Origin of the sequence: Roseateles sp. NT4 (assembly GCF_051857475.1) — a bacterium.
Taxonomy (GTDB): domain Bacteria; phylum Pseudomonadota; class Gammaproteobacteria; order Burkholderiales; family Burkholderiaceae_C; genus Pelomonas.
Genome location: NZ_JBPZGZ010000004.1, coordinates 83,696 through 102,689 on the forward strand (window position 1 = coordinate 83,696; position 18,994 = coordinate 102,689).

Sequence of the window (18,994 nt, forward strand, 5' to 3'; positions counted from 1 at the left end):
GCCGCTCGGCTTGTGACCGAGCGGCGTTCTAGGGATCAACCCTGAAGGGTCATGCCTCGAACGGCAGTTTGACCTGGCTCAGGTCCTTGCGGGTCTCGACGAGCACCAGCGGACCTTCGTCGACGACGACGACCGGCGCGGGCTCACGGCCCAGCGCTGCCGGTGCGGGTTCGGCGGCGATGGCGGCCTGGGCCGCGGCGATCTTGTCGGCATCGGAATTGACCCATTGCAGGCCGGCGCCTTCGGCGATGGCTTGCAGCTCGCCCATGGGCAGCTTGAAGGCCTCGACGACCGGGGCCGGTGCCGGAGCGGGCGGCGGCGGAGCAATCACTTGCACGGGGGCCGGCGCGGCAGGCGCAGCCGTGCTGGCCATCGCGTCTTCGATCAGCGAGCTCTGGATCGGGGCTGCGGCTTCACCCGCCGCGGCTTCCTGGCCTTCGACGGCGCCTTCCTCACGGCGATTGCGATTGCGGTTGCGGCCACCACGACGGCGACCGTCGCGGCCATGGCCTTCGCCAGCGTCATCGCCTTCGACGGCCGGGGCGGCTTCAGCAACGGCCTCGGCCTCGGCCGGCGCTTCTGCGCTGGCCTCGGTGGTGCCTTCAGTGGCGGCGCCGGCCTGGTCGTCACGGTCACGGCCACCACGGCGGCGGCGGCGGCCGCGGCCCTGGCGCTCTTCGCCGGCCGGCGTGTCGCCGGTCGGGGGCAGGGCGGCTTCGGCCTGGCTGTCGACGAAGGCCGGCGGCGCGTCATGGACGGCGGCCAGTTCTTCGCTCAACGGTGCGGCCAGCGGGGCTGCCACGGCTTCGGTGGGTTGGCGCTCCTGGCGCTCGCCGCGCGGACGACGTTCGCCACGTTCGGTGCGCTCGCCACCACGCTCATTGCGTTCGCCGCGTTCGCCGCGTTCGGCACGCTCGCCGCGCTCCGGGCGCGGTTGCTGCTGTTCGGGCTTGTCGCCGCCTTCGCCGCGCGGCTTGCGGTCACCGCGGTCGCCACGGCCTTCGCCGGACTTGCCATCGCGGCGGGCACCCTGGCCACGCTGCTCGTTGCGTTCACCGCGTTCACCGCGCTCGCCACGCTCACCGCGTTCGCCACGGCGGCCACCATCGCGGCGGCCGTCACGGCCACCTTCGCGCTTGGGCTTGTCGCTGGTGGCGGGGGCAGCAGCCGGAGCCTCGACGGCCGGCACGGGAGCCGGCGCGGGCGTGCCGCCACCGAAGAAGCTGAACAGGCGGCTGAAGAAGCCCTTCGCTTCGGGCGCCGGTGCCGGCGCCGGGGGCGGCGGGGCGACGATGGGGGCCGGTGCGGGAACGACGGGTGCCGGGGCGGCCACCGGTGCGGGCTGCTCGGGCAGGATGCCCTTGATGACCGGCTCCTGCTTGTTCTTCTTGTCGCCGGCGTCGCGACGGGTGATGCCCACCTCGTCGTCCGGCTCCTCGATCATCGTGTAGCTGGCCTGCAGGTTCTCCAGGCGCGGGTCGTCGTGGCGCAGGCGCTCCAGCTTGTAGTTGGGCGTCTCGAGGTGCTTGTTGGGCACCAGCAGCACCGTGACGCGCTGCTTGAGTTCGATCTTGGTGATCTCGGTGCGCTTCTCGTTCAGCAAGAAGGAGGTCACTTCCACCGGCACTTGCACATGCACGGCGGCGGTGTTGTCCTTCATGGCCTCTTCCTGGACCATGCGCAGGATCTGCAGCGCGCTGCTTTCCGTGTCGCGGATGTGGCCGGTGCCGTTGCAGCGTGGGCAGGTGATGTGGTTGCCTTCGCTCAGGGCCGGGCGCAGGCGCTGGCGGCTCATTTCCAGCAGGCCGAACTTGCTGATGGAGGCGAACTGCACGCGGGCGCGGTCCTGGCGCAGGGCGTCGCGCAGGCGTTGTTCCACATCGCGGCGGTTCTTGCTCTCCTCCATGTCGATGAAGTCGACCACGATGAGGCCGCCGAGGTCGCGCAGGCGCATCTGGCGGGCGATTTCGTCGGCCGCTTCGAGGTTGGTGCGCGTGGCGGTCTCTTCGATGTCGGTGCCGCGCGTCGAGCGCGCCGAGTTGACGTCGACCGAGACCAGGGCTTCGGTGTGGTCGATGACGATGGCGCCGCCCGAGGGCAGGTTCACAGTGCGGCTGAAGGCCGTTTCGATCTGGTGTTCGATCTGGAAGCGGCTGAACAGCGGCGCGTCGTCGCGGTAGCGCTTCACGCGATGACCCTGGTCGGGCATCACGTGGTTCATGAACTGGTGGGCCTGCTCGAACAGGTCGTCCGTGTCGATCAGGATCTCGCCGATGTCGGACGTGAAGTAGTCGCGGATGGCGCGGATGACGAGCGACGACTCCTGGTAGATCAGGTAGGCGCCCTTGCCGCCCTTGGCCGCGTCGTCGATCGCGGTCCAGAGCTTGAGCATGTAGTTCAAGTCCCACTGCAGCTCGGGAGCCGAGCGGCCGATGCCGGCGGTGCGGGCGATCAGGGACATGCCCTTGGGGTACTCGAGCTGGTCGAGGTTTTCCTTCAGTTCCTCGCGGTCCTCGCCCTCGATGCGGCGCGAAACGCCACCGCCGCGCGGGTTGTTGGGCATCAGCACGAGGTAGCGGCCGGCCAGCGAGATGAAGGTGGTCAGGGCGGCGCCCTTGTTGCCGCGCTCTTCCTTCTCGACCTGGACCAGCAGTTCCTGGCCTTCCTTGATCGCGTCCTTGATGGTCGCGTTCTTGACGTCGGTGCCTTCGCGGAAGAAGGTGCGTGAGATTTCCTTGAAGGGCAGGAAGCCGTGGCGGTCTTCGCCGTAGTCGACGAAGCAGGCTTCGAGCGAGGGCTCGACCCGCGTCACGACGGCCTTGTAGATATTGCCCTTGCGCTGTTCGCGGCCTTCGATTTCGGTTTCGAAGTCCAGCAGCTTCTGGCCATCAACGATCGCGAGGCGCCGCTCTTCCGGCTGCGTCGCATTGATCAGCATGCGTTTCATGTCATCACTCCTTCGCGCGTCCCGTGCAGGAACGCGCCACGTCATGCCACCCCAGGGTGGCGTTCAAGACGCACGAGCGACAGCGTGGAACCGTGGAAGGAGTGCCCTGGACCGCTCGGGTTTCTGACGGAAGGTCAGACGCCGAGCGGCGTTGGCGCATGCGACCGGGCCTTCATGCCGCAGGGAAGCTCTGCCTCGTCCCAGCCGCGCGTGAACGCGAGCGCGCCGGGCCGGACGACCACCGCAGCTTCTGGCTGGGGTCGCGCGGCGGGGCGCATCGGGTGGGGGAGGAAGGGGCTCATCCGCGAAGGAGGGCTGGACGCTGGTGCGAGCTGTTGTGGCCTGATCGTTGAATCAGGCCGCGCCTTCTCGCACCGTGAAAACCTTGTTCGGCAACCGGATCTCTTTGGGCTTCGAGCCGTTGAAGAGAGACCGGGTGGGTTCCGGGTGTCATCGCTCTGCCACACCGTGCCGCTGACCGCCGTTTCACTTGGGGAAACTGCCTGTCGGCCGCAGGATGCGTTGCATCGCCTGTTGTGTCCTTGGGGTCAGCCCCTCGGACGCCGCGCCGCCGCCGCTAAAATCAAAAGAATCAAACACTTACGGCAGCAACGTGGTGAAAAGGATTATAGGGGTAGGCAATGGCGCCCCTGCCACGGGGTCGGCAGCCGCCGTGAGTACGGACAAACCCGCAGTGCGGCGGGTCGTGGTGGACGAAGGTTCGGCCGGCCAGCGCCTGGACAACTTCCTGCTTCGCGAACTCAAGGGCGTGCCCAAGACCCATGTGTATCGGGTCATCCGGGCGGGCGAGGTGCGCGTCAACAAGGGCCGGGCTCAGGCCGACACGCGCTTGGAGATTGGCGACGAAGTGCGCATCCCGCCGGTGCGCGTGCCCGAGAGAGCCGAGGCTCCCGCCGCGCCTGCGCGTGAGTTCCCCATCGTCTTTGAGGACGAGCACCTGCTGGTCATCGACAAGCCGGCCGGCGTGGCCGTGCATGGCGGTTCCGGCGTCAGCTTCGGTGTCATCGAGCAGCTGCGCCGCGCCCGGCCGACGGCCAAGTTCCTGGAGCTGGTGCATCGCCTCGACAAGGAAACCTCCGGCCTGCTGATGATCGCCAAGAAGCGCAGCGCCCTGGTCAATCTGCAGGACCAGCTGCGCGAGCGCGAGACCGGCAAGACCTACGCGGCTCTGGTCTGGGGCGACTGGCCGGCCAAGCTCAAGGTCATCGACGTGCCGTTGGTGAAGTTCGTCGGCAGCGACGGCGAGCGCTGGGTGCGTCCGGGCAAGGTAGGTGAAGAGGAAGCCAAGCGCTCCATCAGCCTTGTCAAGGTGATGCAGAAGACGCCGCAATTCAGCCTGCTCGACGTGACCATCAAGACCGGTCGCACCCACCAGATCCGCGTGCACCTGCAGCAGGCCGGTCATTCGATCGTGGGTGACCCGAAGTACGGCGACTTTGAAAAGAACCGCGAACTGGCGCGTGGTGCGGCCAAGTTCGACCGCATGTTCCTGCACGCCCGCAGCCTGCGTTTCAACCACCCCGCCACCGGGCAAGAGATGAGCTGCGAAGCGCCCCTGCCACCCGAGTGTGCGAAGCTGATGAACCCATGAGACCCCAACGCTTCGACCTGATCGCCTTCGACTGGGACGGCACGCTGTTCGATTCCACGGCGTTGATCGCCCGCTGCATCCAGCGCGCCGCCGTTGACATCGGCCTGCCCGAGCCCGAGTTCGAGCGCGCCAAATACGTCATCGGCCTGGGCCTGCGCGACGCGCTGGAGCACGCCGTGCCGGGCCTGCCGGAAGAGCGCTACCCCGAGCTGGGCCTGCGCTACCGCCACCACTATCTGTCCTCGGAACACGAGGTGTCGCTGTTCGACGGCACGCTGGAGATGCTCGAGGCCTTGAAGGCGCGCCATCACTGGCTGACTGTCGCCACCGGCAAGAACCGCGTGGGCCTGGACCGGGTGCTGGCCTCCAGTGAACTGGGCCATCTCTTCGATGGCAGCCGCACCGCCGACGAGACCCGTTCCAAGCCGCACCCGCAGATGTTGCTGGAGCTGATGCGCGAGTTCGGCACCGAGCCCGAGCGCACGCTGATGGTCGGCGACACGACGCACGACCTGCAACTGGCCATGAATGCCGGCGTGCCCTGCGTGGCGGTCAGCTTCGGCGCTCACGACCACGAGACGTTCGCGGAGTTCAAGCCGCTCTTCGTCGCGCATTCCACGCGCGAACTGCACGACTGGCTGATCCAGCATGCCTGAGCAAGACGACGCCCCACTGCAGCGCCTGTGCGCTTCCGCCGAACTGCAAGAGCGCGGCAAGGCGGTCAGCTTCGACGTCATCCAGTGGCGTGAGCATGTGCGAGCCTTCGCGCTGCGCTTCGACGGCCAGGCCGTCGCCTACCTGAACCGCTGCGCCCATGTGCCCACCGAGATGGACTGGAAGGAAGGCGAGTTCCTGGACAGTGACAAGCGCTTCATCATGTGCAGCATCCATGGCGCCGTCTACGACCCGCTGACCGGCCACTGCCTGATGGGCCCCTGCAACCGCGGCCGGCTGACCAAGATCGAGCTGACCGAGCGCGACGGCGAGGTGTTTTGGCACCCGACACGCGACACCAAACCCGCTTTCGAAGGTTGATATGAGCACCCCCGACGATGACCTGCCGCCTCCCATGCAAGAGCCCGTGGGCGTGCCCACGCCACCGCCCCTGGTGGCGCCCCAGCATGAGGCCGTGCTGGCCCAGCTGGCCCGTGATTTCCTGCAGGAGCGCCGCCTCGAGCGGCGCTGGCGCACGGTGTTCCGCCTGTTCTGGCTGACGCTGGCCGCCTTGCTGGTCTACACCCTGTGGCTGCAGGGCCGCCACGTCACGCCTTCCACGGCGCCGCACACGGCCCTGGTCGAAGTGCGGGGCGAGATCGCCGCCGACACCGAGGCCAGCGCCGAGTTGCTGCTGGCCGCGCTGAAGGACGCCTTCAAGGACGACGCGGCCCAGGCCGTCGTGCTGCGCATCAACTCGCCGGGCGGCAGCCCCGTGCAGGCCGGCATCGTCTACGACGAGATCCTGCGGTTGAAGAAGCAGTACGACAAGCCCGTCTATGCCGTCGTCGAGGAGATCTGCGCCTCGGGGGCCTACTACATCGCCGCGGCGGCCGACGAGATCTATGTCGACAAGGCCTCGGTCGTCGGCTCCATCGGCGTGCTGATGGACGGCTTCGGCTTCACCGGCCTGATGGACAAGGTCGGCGTCGAGCGCCGCCTGCTGACCGCCGGCGAGAACAAGGGCATGCTGGACCCGTTCAGCCCGCTGTCGGCCAAGCAGCGTGGCTACGCCCAGGCCATGCTGGACCAGATCCACCAGCAGTTCATCGCCGTCGTGCGCGAAGGCCGCGGCAAGCGATTGAAGGAGACACCCGAGATCTTCTCGGGGCTGTTCTGGAACGGCGAGCAGGCCGTCAAGCTCGGCCTCGCCGACAACTTCGGCAATCTCGATTTCGTGGCCCGTGAGGTCGTCAAGGCCGAGGACGTCATCGACTACACGCCGCGCGACAACGTCGCGGAGCGCCTGGCCAAGCGCTTTGGCGCCGCCATGGGAGCGGGCGCCGTGAAGGCGTTGAAGGAAATCAGCCCGATCCGCTAACCGACGACGGCTGCTCAGGTGCGACGGCGGGACAGGCCCGCCGCCAGCAGGCCCAGGCCTACCAGAGCCAGCGAGGCCGGCTCGGGCAGGCGCTGCAGCTGGTTGGGGCGAGAGGTGGGCATGGGGGCGTCGTTGACCTGCACGCTGGTGTTCCAGTCCTTCACGACGACCTGGCCGTTGATCTGGCCCCAGCCCTGACCGACGCTGGCGTTGGTGGCCAGCAGCGAGGCGTTGATGCCGCCGTTGATCAGCACGCTGGCGGCCTCGGGCAGGTTGAACAACACCTGGCCCTTGTTGAAGCCGGTGTAGCCGTGGTTGCCGAAGTCCACCGAGCTGCCATGGACGTTGATCAGCACCTGGGCGCCCTCAGCCAGCCCGTCGATCTGCATGTTCTTCAGCGCGTCGGAGGCACCGATGTCGAAGATGGCCAGCGACAGGCCGGCGGCGTTGAAGTGCAGCGTGCCCCACTGGTCCATCGCGATGCCGGTATTGGCCTGGGCATCCAGGGACGACGACAGCGAGCTCAGCCGCTGGTATTCACTTGCGAAGGCGAAGCCCTGTCCACCGGTGACGCCGCCCATCACGGTGCCCGACGGATTGGGCGTGTAGCTGCCGCCGACGATGGCGCCGCCCCAGACCGAGCCGCTCGAGAAATTCAGATTGCCGCCCACAGTCAGGCCGGTGCCGCCATACAGCGCGCTGGAGCCGGTCTTGGTGTTGATCGAATAGCTGCCGATGCTCGCGTTGCCGCCGACGGCCACACGGCCTTCGACATCGCTGCTGCCGACGTTCATGTTGCCGAAGGCCAGCAGGTTGAGGCTGGCATCCAGACCCAGGCTGATGGGGCTGGCGTGGGCGGCGGTGATGGCGAAGAAGGAGGTGGCCAGCGCGAGGACGCGCATCGAGCGGGTGAGGGACGACTGCATAGCCCGCCAGTCTAGAAATTGGCCCTGGCGCGCGACACGCCCCGACGCGGGGGTTGGCGAGGCGCTTCGCGAAGCAGTTCACGCCTGGTGGGCTCCAAAAGCAAAAAGGCCGCAGCCATTGCGGGCTGCGGCCTTGCGCGGAGCGCTGATGCGCTTACTGCGTCTTGGTCTCGGTCTTGGCGGCCGCGTCGGCCTTGGCCGCAGCAACGTGCTTCTTGCCATGATGCTTGCCGGCGTGCTTGGCACCGCTGGCGGCTTCGGCCGGGGCTGCGGCAGCCATCGGGGCAGCAGGCGTTGCGGTGGCAGCAGGAGCGGGCTTGGCAGCCGTCGGGGCGGCGGCAGGAGCGGGGGTTGCGGCCTGGGCCACGGTCATGGTGGCGGCCGGAGCGGCGACGGTGGCCGTGGTCTTCGCGGCAGCCGGGGTGGCGGTCGCGGCGGGGGCGGGGTTCTGCGCCAGGGCCACGCCCGAGACGAGCGTGATGAGGGCGGTGGCGATGGTGGTCTTCAGCGTGTTCATCTTGAGGGCTCCAGGGTGGTTTCGAGATTTAGTTCGGCTTGCGCAAGCTTGTGGCCACAACGACGCCTTCGCGGGCGCCGTTGACCCGGTTGCAAAGCCTTACACCGGCCAGAATCCAGCCTCATGAATACCTTCGACTGGAAAGCCGGCTATCCAAGCCGGCGCAGCCCGCTGTTCGCGCGCAACATCGTGTCGACCTCCCATCCGCTGGCGGCGCAAGCCGGGCTGCGCATGCTGCAGGCGGGTGGCAACGCGGTGGATGCGGCCATCGCGACGGCGGCCTGCATGACCCTCGTCGAGCCGTGCAGCAATGGCCTGGGCTCGGACGCCTTCTGCATCCTGTGGGACGGGCAGCAGCTGCACGGCCTGAACGCCTCGGGGCCTGCGCCTGCGGCCTGGACGCCGGACTTTTTCCAGGGTCAGGTCATGCCCAAGCGGGGCTGGGGTTCGGTCACGGTGCCCGGCGCGGTGGGCGGCTGGATGGCCTTGAGCCAGCGCTTGGGCAAGCTGCCCTTTGCCGACCTGATGCAGCCCGCCATCGAGATCGCCGAGCGCGGCTATGCGGTGCCCCCCATCGTGCAGGGCAAGTGGGCGATGGCCGCGGCCTTGAGCGAGCTGACGTCGCAGTCCGGCTTCGCGCAGGCCTTCCTGCCCAAGGGCCGTGCACCCGAGGTGGGCGAGCTGTTCCGCTTCGAAGAGGCCGCACGCAGCCTCAGGCTGATCGCCGAGTCCGGCGGTGAGGCCTTCTACCGCGGCGAGATCGCGGCGGCCCTGGCCCGTTTTGCGCGCGAGACCGGCGGCGCGCTGACCGAGGCCGATCTGGCGGCTTACCAGCCCGAATGGGTCACGCCGTTGGCCAAGGACTTTGCCGGCCACACCCTGCACGAAATCCCGCCCAACGGCCAGGGCATCGCGGCGCAGATGGCCCTGGGCCTGCTCGAGCATTGCGGCGCGGCGGTCCACGAGGTCGACAGCCCCGAGGCCCAGCACCTGATGATCGAGGCGATGAAGCTGGCCTTTGCCGACGTCTATCGCTACGTGGCCGAGCCTGGGGCGATGAAGGTCACCCCGGAGCAGTTGCTCGATTCGGACTACCTTGCCTCGCGTGCGAAGCTCATCGACCCGAAGCGCGCCCAGGTCTTCGGTGCCGGCAACCCCATCAAGGGTGGCACCATCTACCTGACCGCGGCCGACGAGAGCGGCATGATGGTCAGCTTCATCCAGAGCAACTACATGGGCTTCGGCTCGGGCCTGGTGCTGCCGGGCTACGGCGTCAGCCTGCAGAACCGCGGCCACTGCTTCACGCTGGAGGCCGGTCATCCCAACCAGGTCGCGCCGGGAAAAAGGCCTTTCCACACCATCATCCCGGCCTTCCTGACGAAGGACGGTGCGCCCGTCATGAGCTTTGGCGTGATGGGCGGCAATATGCAGCCACAAGGCCATCTGCAGACCCTGGTGCGCATGCTCCGCCACGGCCAGAACCCGCAGGCCGCCTGCGACGCGCCGCGCTGGCGCTTCAACGAGGGTCTGTCGATCAACGTCGAGGCGCACATGCCCGCAGCCACCATCGAGACCCTGCGCGCGCTGGGCCACGAGATCGGCGACATCCACGACAGCTACCAGGACTTCGGCGCCGGCCAGTTCATCTGGCGCCTGGGCGACCCCGGTGTCGCGGGCTATGTAGCCGCCAGCGATCCGCGGCGCGACGGCGCGGCCGTGGGGTGGTGACGATGGAGGCGCTGCGGCTCCATCCCGGCGACGACCTGCGCCGTGCGCTGGAGGCGGGCGGCCGCACAGGCTTTGTCGTGGCGGGCATCGGCAGCCTGTCGCATGCCGAGCTGCGCTTTGCCGGCGAACCCGGGCCGACGCGCATCGAAGGGGCGCTGGAGATCCTGACCCTGAGCGGCAGCCTGACGCCGGCCGGCGCGCACCTGCATGCCAGCGTGTCCGACGCCTCCGGCCGCGTGCTCGGCGGCCATGTCTGCGCCGGCTGCAAGGTGCTCACGACGGCCGAGCTGCTGGTGGCGCCGCTGCCGCCCGGCTCGTTGTCACGGGCCTTAGACGCGGCAACAGGTTTCACGGAACTTGTCATCCTCAATCCATGACCGCCGGCACGCGTCACCGTCCGGCGGCGCTGCTAGGATGTTCCGCATGACCAAGCTCCTCGACCTCGACTGACCGCGCTCCTGCAGCGTGTTCCTGTGTCCGCGTGGGCGATGCCCGCGTGTCGAGTGATCCTGAGTTGAGCCAAACCATGTGGTCTCGTCTGATCCAGTTTTTCACCCTCGCGCCCGGCGATCTGCTGCGCGATGCGGTCTATCGGCGGCTGTGGTCGTCCATCCTCATCTCGTCCCTCGGTGGCCAGGTCACCATGCTGGCCCTGCCGCTGACGGCCGCCGTGCTGCTGAACGCCAGCCCGACGCAGATGGGCCTGCTGCAGGCCATGGAGATCCTGCCCTTCGTGCTGTTCTCCCTGCCCTCGGGCGTGCTGTTGGACCGGGTGCGCAAGCTGCCCGTCTATGTGGCCGGCGAGACCCTGCTGGCCTTTGCCGTGGCCTCGGTGCCGCTGGCCGCGTGGATGGGCTGGCTGGGCATGGGGTGGCTGTACGTTGTCGGCTTCGTGCTCGGCACGGTGCACACGACGGCCGGCACAGCGGCGCAGATCGTGCTGACCCAGGTCGTGCCGCGTGAGCGGCTGGTGGAGGCCCATGCCAAGAACGCGCTGGCAGGTTCCGGCGCCGAAGTGGTCGGCCCCGGTCTGGCGGGTGTGCTGATCAAGCTGCTGGGCGCGCCGCTGGCACTGGCCGTGGATGCTCTGGCCTTGCTGGCATCGGCCGTCATCCTGCGCGGCATCCAGGTGAAGGAACAGCTCTCGGCCACGCGCGGCGCCTTCTGGGCCTCGTTGAAGGAAGGCCTGGGCTTTGTGCGTTCGCAGAAGCTGCTCATCAGCCTGGCCACGACGACGGGCAGCTGGCAGCTCTTCCACAACGCGGCCCTGGTGGTGCAGATCCTGTTCGCGACGCGCGAGCTGCAGCTGAGCCCGCAGACGGTGGGTGCCTCCTATATCGCCCTGGGCGGTGGCACGGTGCTGGCCAGCATCTTCGGCCACCGCATCAGCCGTCGCATCGGACCGGGGCCCTGCCTGGTGCTCGGCTACGGGGCCTGCGGTATCGGCTGGCTGCAGCTGGCCTTGGCTCCAGCGGGTCATCTGGGCGTCGTCAGCTTTGGCCTGATGCTGTTCGCCTTCGGCGTCGGCGCGGTGCTGATCTTCATCAACTTCCTGTCGCTGCGCCAGGCTGTCACGCCGGCGCCCATGCTCGGCCGCATGACCAGCACCATGCGCTGGCTCATCCTGCTGCCGGCCGGCCCCGGCGCGCTGATCGGTGGTTGGCTGGGTGAGCACATGGGCCTGCGCGCGGCCCTGGCCTTCTCGGGCGTGGGCGCCTGCCTGCTGGCGGCCCTGGCCTGGCGGCACCCGGTCATCCGCGGCGTGCGCGAGCTGCCCAAGCCGGTGGAAGTGGTGACGGCATGACGGACCCGATGCTGATCGACGTTCCCGAGCGTTTGGACGGGGAAAGGACGGTGCTGTTGGCACCCAAGGCCGGCATCGGCGCGGAGATGGCCATCGTCATCACGCAGTCGCTGTCCCACCTGCGACCATGGATGCCCTGGGCCCAGGATGCGCCGACTGCCGAGGCTTCCGAACTCGTCGTTCGCCGCATGCAGGCCGACTTCATCGCGCGGCGCGACCTGTGCTTCCAGATCTATGCGCGCAAGCCCGACGGTGGTGCCGGCCGCATGCTGGGTGGGACGGGCTTGCACCGCATCGACTGGTCGGTGCGACGCTTCGAGATCGGCTACTGGATTCGCCCTGAAGCGGCGGGACAGGGCCATGTCGGGGAGTCGGTAAGGCTGCTCACGGCCCTCGCGTTCGACACGCTGGCCGCGAACCGTGTCGAGATCCGTATGGACCCACGCAACCTGAAGAGCCGCGCCGTCGCCGAACGCTGCGGGTTCGAGTTGGAGGGCGTGCTGCGTAACGACACAGTGGGCACAGACGGCAAGCCGCGAGCCACCGCGGTCTACGCCCGCATTCCCGGATGAACAAGGTCGACCCTGAGAGGGGCGTGCGCCGCGGGGCGGTCAACGTGTCATTTCCCAGTCGGCCCGTTCCCGAGAGTGGCCCGGCTGAAACGATGGCACCACGCGTGAGTGCTGCGCGGGAGCTGGCCGTTCTCGCGAAGGCCCCATGATCTCGACGGCGAAAGGCGTTCTCCTGATATAGCGGGCAACACGTTCGGCCAATTCGCGATCGGTGGCGATCGGCGAGCCGGCCAGGGCCTTCATGATGTGCGCCCAGGCCTTCATGGCCTCCGCGCGGTTGCCGTAGTAGCGCTCGCCCGATTTCGTTTTTGGCCGAGCCTTCTCCACCGTGATTTGGATGTTCTCGCTGGCCCGCCACAGCGGCTCGGATCTGCGGTTCTCGCCGCGTAACACCTGTGACGTGGCTTGCGCGTCGACTCCCAAGCCGCGCAACTTGTCGGCGAAGGACTCGCGCCAGCGGTGACGATCGGCCCAGACGTTCAGACGGGAGCCGGACTTGCTTTGGGCGCGCACGGTCAAATGCACGTGCGGATGGGCCTGCTGCGTATGCAGGACCATGACGTAGCGGTTGTCGGGCAGCTCCTGGCGCGCGAACTGGCGTACGGCCTGCATCACCAGAACGGGCGGCGTGCCTTGTGGCATCGACAGCGTGACGTTCAGCGCCTCCCGCCGGTGGGACACGGATTCGATCAACGATCCCGCATAGCGCCACTGATCGACCAAGTCGCGCACCGCCTCCTTGCCGACACTGCGCACACCTCGATCGTCTTCAACTTCGAGCGTCCCCTTTCGGGTGATGTAGTCGAAATGCGCGGCGATGGCTCGCATGCCCCGACCTCCACCTGCGATCTTCACGACGACCTCGGGGGGGCTCCGTACGGTGGCATCGATGCGTCGGCGAATCACCGCCGCGGCTCGCCGCGTCCAGACGGACAGCCGGGGTGTGTACCGAGGCCTGACGATCCGGTTGTGTGAATAGAAAAGACGGTCTCCCCACCGAACCAGGACGCCATTCACAGAAAGTTTTGTCGTCATCGAGCCTTCCTGCAGCCATCCAGGGCCTGCAGAAGCGTCGAAGCGGCTATCAGGTGGGCGCGCACCTCCTGCACCAGCCCGCGCATGCGGTCGAGAAGAGGATCGAGCCGAGCCGAGGGCACCTGGCCTATCAGGCGCATGAAGGCGTTCAAGTCGACGGACAACGTCGCAATTCCATCTGTCGACGCCATGAGCGCCGCCACCATTGCGCCATGGTCTTGGGGAAGTGGCGGAGGGGCAGCACCATCCATCAACAAGGTGACGTAGCGACTTCTAGACACACCGGATGCGCATGCCCTGCTCGCCAGCGTGGCCGCGAGTGCCGGCTGCAGGCGAAGGAGTACGCGCACCGTTTCACCGCCGTTGGCGTCTTCCGCAGCAAGACCAGGCTCATTGGCGGCATCGCCGGCATCGGCCTGGAGCGCCCGTGCCAGAGCCGTTCTCAGCGCTTCGGCGAAAGTGATGCCGTTGCGGGCTGCATAGGCCCTGAGCTGTGGCCCCAGGCCCATCAGATTGACGTTGACCTGATCGCGCTTCGAGTTCGATGCCTGTTGTTGGCCGGCCGGCCCTAAGTTGTCCATGCGGTGATCGTCACGCCGTGTGGCGATCGTCGCCGCGCTGAATTTGAAGAGATCTTCAGCTCACGTGACAGTGCGCGGTAGATGTCAAAGACGCGGCAGTGTGGTGGCTTCCAGCCTGTTTTCGAACTGATCGATGGACTCGGGTAGCGAAACACCCAATGCGTTCACCCACTGCCGCAGTTCAAGCACGTCCAAACGCCGCACGCCCCGTTCGACCTGCTTACATGGGTCTGCTCCCCCGCAAGCTTTTCGGCTAGTTCGACTTGAGTCAGTCGGCTCGCAGAGCGGAACTCGACAGGCAACTGTCGGAAAAGCTGCTAATCAGGGGTATGGAGGTGTTTTGCATCGGCCACTACTTGCAGGTCTAGTCTGCAACGCGGCAGCTGGGCCGGAGCAATGGAACTACGCTAACGACGAAAGAAACTGCGCCGCCCTGCGCGCCCGCTGTTCGGAGGGGAGTCGATGCAGGGCTTCCAACAGCTGGGCCACGTCGTCATCTTCACAGTAGAGGTATGGAAGTGACACGCCGAGAACGTCGGCAATCAGCCTCGCTGTCGAGACAGGCGGTTCATGCACGCCCAATTCGTAGCGGCTAATCCTCGCTCGACTACTGGACTCATCGATCCCTATGAGTACGCCCACCTTCTCTTGAGACCAGCCCAGTGCCTCCCGGCGCGCGCGCATTCGCCGCCCGACAACGGTTGCCGCTGAACTCTCCCCTGCATCCATGTCACGAGTCTCGTAACAGGCGCATAATTAGTCGTCACGAAATACGTGACAGATGATCAGGGTGGCCCCTTGTGCGCTGACACTGTGAGGAGAGTGATCTATGTCCTTCCCCTGCTGGGAATCAACTCGCCGATTCAACTACCCGCTCTGCCGCCGCTACACGGTCGTCCGTTTCGGCTGGCTCGGAATTCCGACGCGTAACGACTGCGCGGCCGACACCCATGGATGGCATTGGGCGCTCGGCTCATGCGCGGATGGTCAATCCGAGGTGCTCGGCGCCTGGCGCGATGAAGGCCCTGCAACATCGTTGCTGATCGCCGCTGACTTCCACGACCGAGGCCTCGAACGAGTCGATCTATTTGTTGGCGACGACCGCTTGGTTGCCGCGATGAGACGCTTCTGCACCGCAGCGGTTGGACGCCTCGCAAGTACTGCCTCAAGCCGGCGCATGCGGCAGACTGCCCACGTGACTGACGCTGTTGCGCAGTTGCTGCAAGAACGCCTGCTCCGTCTCGCGCCAAACCGCCGTACGTTTGGCGACGCCGCCGCCGAGGCTACCTTCATCGAGCGGGCGCTTCAGCGGGTGGGCCGCGAATTTCTGGATGTTCGATGGAGCAGCATCGGTCAGACGCCATATGGCGTCGCCGCTCCGACCGCTGCCCTGTCCGTTGCCGTTTGAGCGCCATGTCGGCTCTGCTCCTGAAAAACTGGCAAGAAGTCTTTGCAAAGGTCCGCGCCGCGCTACGGCGGCGCGGACGGAGCGAGCACGAGGCGGAAGATCTGGTGCAAGAGGCGTGGTTGCGCTTGGCCCGTTATGAACACCAGAAGCAGCCTGTCGAGCGGCCAGAAGCTTTCATGATGCGTACGGCGCTGAACCTGTCCATCGATGCGCATCGTATGAGCACAGGCCGCGGCGAGCATGAGGTGCTGGAGAACGTCGTGCTGATCGACACGGCTCCTTCCACCGAGGCCGTGTTGCTGGCCAAGGAACGCATGGCTCGTTTGGCTTCGGGGGTGGGTCGTCTGAGCGAAAGAACCCGGGTGATTTTCCTCGCACATCGAATCGACGGTCTGCCCTATACCGAGATTGCGAAGCTGCACGGCATCAGCGTAGCGACCGTGCATCACCACGTTGCAAAAGCGACCCTGAGGCTGACTAGCTGGATGGAAGGTTGGTAGCCGCGTAAGCGTTGTCTCCCGAGGCCGCGAGAAAGGGCCTTCTCGGCGAGACCATGAACGGCTGGTTCGGAGAGCGCAAGCTTCGTTGCGCGGCGAAGCTTTCCCTACATGCAACGAAGCACTATGAGAGCCATCTCCATCGTCTTCCTGCAAATGTCCAACTCGATCACCATCCGACCCAGCGTCCTCTACTTCGGCACACCGGTCGCCATCCTCAGCACGACGGACGGCGAAGGGCAGGTCAATCTCACACCGATGTCGTCGATATGGGCTCTGGGAGACCGGCTGGTGCTAGGCCTGGCCGAGGCGTCGCAAGGCTGTGCCAATCTGCTGGCGCAGAAGGAGGTCGTCGTGAACCTGCCCGGTCCGGCGCAGCAGGCGGCCGTGGAGAGACTGGCGCCCACGACGGGTCGCTGGCCCGTCCCTGTCGACAAGACCGGCATGGGGTACAGGCACGAGGCCGACAAGTTCGCCCTCGCCGGGTGGACGCCAGTGCCTGCCCTGCAGGTGCGGCCGCCGCGCGTGGCCGAGTGCCCGCTGCAGTTGGAGGCCAGGCTGCTCGCGGCTCATGAATGCCAGCCTGACGCTGGTGGAAACGCGCCGCCGCTTCGCATCATCGAAGTACAGGTGGTGAAGGTGCATGCACACCGTGGCATCGTGCATCCCGGCACCCAGCACGTGGACACCGACCAGTGGAGCCCCTTGCTCTATGTGTTCCGGCACTACTTCGGCACCGGTTCCCGCCTGGAACGCAACTTCCGGGCGGAAACCTGAGCACCTCGGCCGTTCCTAGAACAGCGCCACCTTCAACCCCAACTTGTAGGTGCGTCCGTACTGCTCGTACTGGTAGTTCAGCGAGGGCACGCCGACATAGGTGTAGTAGTGCTCGTTGTTGAGGTTCACGCCCTCGAACGTGAGCTGCACCGACGGCGTCACCTTGTAGCTGAGCGACAGGTCGACCTGACGCTGGCCGGCCACGACCTGGTCCTGGGCCGCATTGGTCACGTCGGCGCCAAAGGCCAGCAGGTATTTGGACTTGTGGTTGACGGCCAGGCGGGTGCTGAAGGGGCCGGCCTCGTAGCCCAGCATCAGGTTGATGGTGGTGTCCGACTGACCCGGCAGGCGGCTGCTGCGCAGCAGGGCCGTCTTGCTGGCCACGTCATAGCGGCCGACATCGGCGGTCGAATGCGTGAAGGCCGCATTGGCGCCGACGATGAAGCCATTCATCCAGCCGGGCAGCATGCGCAGCTGCTGCTGATACGACAGCTCCAGACCCTGGACCTTAGCGCTGGGGCCGTTGGCATAGCCGGTCACGCTGGTGTAGCCGGCCCAGTCGCCGGTGCCGGCGAGGTTGGTGGCGTAGGTGAAGTCCTTGATGTCCTTGTGGAAAAGATAGGCCGACACCGCGCCGTCCTGGCCCAGCAGATGCTCCGCGCCGACGTCCAGGTTGTGGGCTCGCATCGGGTTGAGCAGCGGGTTGCCGACCGTGGCCTCAGTGGCGCTGGCCAGCGTGATGGACGGCGAGAGCTGGTCGAAGTTGGGCCGCACGACGGTGTTGGTCCAGGCGGCGCGCAGGCTGGTGTCGCGGTCGAGCTTGTAGCGGCTGTGCAGGCCCGGCAGCCAGTTGCTGTAGCCCTTGGCGTATTGGGTGGGTGAAATGACTCCGGACACCGAACTCGCGAAACCGCTGGCGTCAAAGCGCGTGCGCTCCAGGCGCAGCCCGGCCAGCACGTTCCACGCCGAGGTCAGGTCCGCAGAGGCCTGGGCATAGGCGGCGTCGATGTTCTCGTTGATGCGGAAGTCGGCCAAGGCCGAGGCGCCGGCCACTTTGGCGGGGTCGCGTGCCAGCGCTGCCAGGCGGGCCCAGACGGCGCCCGAATCGATGGCCGAGCCGATGGCACCGGTGCCGAAGTCCAGCTGCGAGTCCTTGACGAAGGCCGACAGCGAGGTCGAGCCGGCGCCCCAGTAGTTGGGACTGCTGGCCGAGTTGCTGGTGTAGCTCCACTGGTCGGTGTCGTTGCGCTTCTCGCGGCGGCTGAGCTTGGCGCCGAACTTCAGGTCCAGCTTGCCGCCGTCGGCGAGCGAGAAGCTGCGCGTCAGGTCGACGCGGCCGTTGTGCTCGTCGTCGTCACTGCGGCGCTTTTGGATCGTCAGCGCGTTCAGCGTGTATTTGCTGGCGTCGTAGAGGGCGGCGGGGCCCGTCACCAGCGGCTTGACCATGTCGGTGAAAGACACGCCGGCCACGTTGTTCTCGCGGAAGCGTGCGTCGTTGATCTGTTCGGGCGTGCGCTCATTGCCCTTGCCCAGACCGAGATTGGCCTGCAGCAGCCAGTCGGCCCATTCCTGCTCGGTGCCCAGCACCAGCGAGGCGATGGAGCGGGTGTATTTGCGATCGCGCAGCCGGCGCTCGGCGCGCACCGTCGCGGTCGCGCCTGCAGCCACCGAGCCGCCGGTGATGTTGCTGATGGTCAGGCGGTCGCGCTCCTCGTCGTCGCTGAAGCGGGCCAGGATGCCGCGCGCATAGAAGCTGCTGCCGGCGGTCGGCTCGTAGTCGACGTTGGCGGCGAAAGCGGCGCGGTCGCGGTTGGGGCGGTAGTGGCGCAGCTCGACGCCGGTCAGCTTGCCGTTGCTCCAGGCGCCGTCGGTCTCGACGTCCTCGGAGCCGAACTTGCGCTGGTCGACATTCAGTGCCGCGGCCACGCCCAGGGTGCCGCCCACCAGGCGGGTGGCGCCCAGCAGGCTGGCGGCGGGGCTGTTCTGCTTCGTCAGCTGGTCCCGGCTGACCGTCACGCCAGCGCTCAACAGGCTGGCCGGAAGGTCGAAGGCCGACAGCGTCTTCACGTCCACCGTGCCGCCCAGCGAGTTGGCGTCCATGTCGGGCGTCAGCGACTTGATGACTTCGAGAGACCGGATCAGGCCGGAGGGCAGCACGTCCATGCTGACACCTCGGCGGCTGGCCTCGGGCGATGGCACCAGCGAGCCATTGATGGTGATGGTGTTCATGTCGGGCCCCAGGCCGCGCACGACGACATAACGGCCTTCGCCCTGGTCGCGCTGCACCGACACGCCGGGCAGCCGCGCCAGTGCCTCGGCGGCGTTGACGTCGGGCAGGGCACCGATATCGTCGGCCACGACGGCGCTGACGATGTTGTCGGCGTCGACCTGCATCTTCAGCGACTTGCGCAGGCTGGACGCCTGGCCGGTCACGACGACGGTGTCGACCTTCTCGGGCGCGGTCTGGGCCTGGGCAGTGGATGCCAGCAGGGCGGCGGCGAGGACAGTCAAAGGGATCGACAGGTTGTCACGGGACATGGCTAGGCTCTGGTTAT

The 18,994-nt window shown here is 67.0% G+C and carries 18 protein-coding genes; 11 read left to right on the forward strand and 7 right to left on the reverse strand.

The window, feature by feature from the left end; all coding sequences use genetic code 11:
* Positions 1-49 precede the first annotated feature (49 nt).
* Entirely contained in the window at positions 50-2,947 is a 2,898-nt protein-coding gene (locus tag ACS5PN_RS23610) for an Rne/Rng family ribonuclease (protein WP_439466471.1), read from the reverse strand.
* A 616-nt stretch (positions 2,948-3,563) separates the two neighbouring features.
* Between ACS5PN_RS23610 and ACS5PN_RS23615 the strand changes: the two genes are divergently transcribed.
* From ACS5PN_RS23615 to ACS5PN_RS23630, 4 genes are read left to right on the forward strand one after another with little or no spacing between them, the layout of a single operon-like run.
* Positions 3,564-4,559: an RluA family pseudouridine synthase gene (locus tag ACS5PN_RS23615; RefSeq protein ID WP_439466472.1), complete on the forward strand. Its 996-nt coding sequence runs from the start codon at positions 3,564-3,566 to the stop codon at positions 4,557-4,559.
* Positions 4,556-5,215 carry an HAD family hydrolase gene (locus ACS5PN_RS23620; protein WP_439466473.1) on the forward strand — a complete coding sequence of 220 codons (660 nt, stop codon included), beginning with the start codon at positions 4,556-4,558 and terminating at the stop codon, positions 5,213-5,215. Before ACS5PN_RS23615 ends, ACS5PN_RS23620 begins: the two co-directional genes overlap by 4 nt.
* The gene (locus ACS5PN_RS23625; protein WP_439466474.1) at positions 5,208-5,594 is read left to right on the forward strand and encodes a Rieske (2Fe-2S) protein; all 387 of its coding nucleotides are present in this window, start codon (positions 5,208-5,210) and stop codon (positions 5,592-5,594) included. Before ACS5PN_RS23620 ends, ACS5PN_RS23625 begins: the two co-directional genes overlap by 8 nt.
* Before the next feature lies 1 nt (position 5,595).
* Positions 5,596-6,594, forward strand: a complete 999-nt coding sequence (locus ACS5PN_RS23630; protein WP_439466475.1) for a S49 family peptidase — start codon at positions 5,596-5,598, stop codon at positions 6,592-6,594.
* A gap of 14 nt (positions 6,595-6,608) precedes the next feature.
* Here ACS5PN_RS23630 and ACS5PN_RS23635 read toward each other — a convergent pair whose 3' ends face one another.
* Positions 6,609-7,520 carry a choice-of-anchor A family protein gene (locus ACS5PN_RS23635; RefSeq protein ID WP_439466476.1) on the reverse strand — a complete coding sequence of 304 codons (912 nt, stop codon included), beginning with the start codon at positions 7,518-7,520 and terminating at the stop codon, positions 6,609-6,611.
* A 154-nt stretch (positions 7,521-7,674) separates the two neighbouring features.
* The gene (locus ACS5PN_RS23640) at positions 7,675-8,037 is read right to left on the reverse strand and encodes a hypothetical protein (protein ID WP_439466477.1); all 363 of its coding nucleotides are present in this window, start codon (positions 8,035-8,037) and stop codon (positions 7,675-7,677) included.
* A 123-nt stretch (positions 8,038-8,160) separates the two neighbouring features.
* Between ACS5PN_RS23640 and ACS5PN_RS23645 the strand changes: the two genes are divergently transcribed.
* The 4 genes from ACS5PN_RS23645 to ACS5PN_RS23660 all read left to right on the forward strand — a co-directional run bounded on the left by ACS5PN_RS23645 (position 8,161) and on the right by ACS5PN_RS23660 (position 12,141).
* On the forward strand, positions 8,161-9,765 hold the full coding sequence (locus ACS5PN_RS23645) for a gamma-glutamyltransferase family protein (RefSeq protein ID WP_439466478.1): 1,605 nt from the start codon (positions 8,161-8,163) through the stop codon (positions 9,763-9,765).
* A 2-nt stretch (positions 9,766-9,767) separates the two neighbouring features.
* On the forward strand, positions 9,768-10,142 hold the full coding sequence (locus ACS5PN_RS23650; RefSeq protein WP_439466479.1) for a PPC domain-containing DNA-binding protein: 375 nt from the start codon (positions 9,768-9,770) through the stop codon (positions 10,140-10,142).
* A 149-nt stretch (positions 10,143-10,291) separates the two neighbouring features.
* Positions 10,292-11,569 (forward strand): MFS transporter, encoded by a 1,278-nt coding sequence (locus tag ACS5PN_RS23655; protein ID WP_439466480.1) that lies wholly within the window; start codon positions 10,292-10,294, stop codon positions 11,567-11,569.
* Between the two features lie 8 nt (positions 11,570-11,577).
* Positions 11,578-12,141: a GNAT family N-acetyltransferase gene (locus ACS5PN_RS23660; protein ID WP_439466481.1), complete on the forward strand. Its 564-nt coding sequence runs from the start codon at positions 11,578-11,580 to the stop codon at positions 12,139-12,141.
* A 39-nt stretch (positions 12,142-12,180) separates the two neighbouring features.
* On the opposite strand, the gene ACS5PN_RS23665 is transcribed toward ACS5PN_RS23660, so the two are convergent.
* From ACS5PN_RS23665 to ACS5PN_RS23675, 3 genes are all read right to left on the reverse strand, one after another.
* Complete coding sequence (locus ACS5PN_RS23665; RefSeq protein ID WP_439466482.1) at positions 12,181-12,969, reverse strand: relaxase/mobilization nuclease domain-containing protein; 789 nt, start codon at positions 12,967-12,969, stop codon at positions 12,181-12,183.
* A 203-nt stretch (positions 12,970-13,172) separates the two neighbouring features.
* Complete coding sequence (locus tag ACS5PN_RS23670; RefSeq protein WP_439466483.1) at positions 13,173-13,757, reverse strand: hypothetical protein; 585 nt, start codon at positions 13,755-13,757, stop codon at positions 13,173-13,175.
* A 402-nt stretch (positions 13,758-14,159) separates the two neighbouring features.
* Entirely contained in the window at positions 14,160-14,486 is a 327-nt protein-coding gene (locus ACS5PN_RS23675; RefSeq protein ID WP_439466484.1) for a helix-turn-helix domain-containing protein, read from the reverse strand.
* A gap of 100 nt (positions 14,487-14,586) precedes the next feature.
* Here ACS5PN_RS23675 and ACS5PN_RS23680 point away from each other — a divergent pair, with 100 nt between their 5' ends.
* The 3 genes from ACS5PN_RS23680 to ACS5PN_RS23690 all read left to right on the forward strand — a co-directional run bounded on the left by ACS5PN_RS23680 (position 14,587) and on the right by ACS5PN_RS23690 (position 16,439).
* A complete protein-coding gene (locus tag ACS5PN_RS23680) occupies positions 14,587-15,165 on the forward strand; it encodes a hypothetical protein (protein ID WP_439466485.1) in 579 nt (192 codons plus the stop codon).
* A 5-nt stretch (positions 15,166-15,170) separates the two neighbouring features.
* The gene (locus ACS5PN_RS23685) at positions 15,171-15,665 is read left to right on the forward strand and encodes an RNA polymerase sigma factor (RefSeq protein ID WP_439466486.1); all 495 of its coding nucleotides are present in this window, start codon (positions 15,171-15,173) and stop codon (positions 15,663-15,665) included.
* 123 nt (positions 15,666-15,788) lie between these two features.
* Entirely contained in the window at positions 15,789-16,439 is a 651-nt protein-coding gene (locus tag ACS5PN_RS23690; protein ID WP_439466487.1) for a flavin reductase family protein, read from the forward strand.
* A gap of 15 nt (positions 16,440-16,454) precedes the next feature.
* Here the strand turns inward: ACS5PN_RS23690 and ACS5PN_RS23695 are convergent, their stop codons facing one another.
* On the reverse strand, positions 16,455-18,977 hold the full coding sequence (locus ACS5PN_RS23695; protein WP_439466488.1) for a TonB-dependent receptor: 2,523 nt from the start codon (positions 18,975-18,977) through the stop codon (positions 16,455-16,457).
* Between the last annotated feature and the right edge of the window lie 17 nt (positions 18,978-18,994).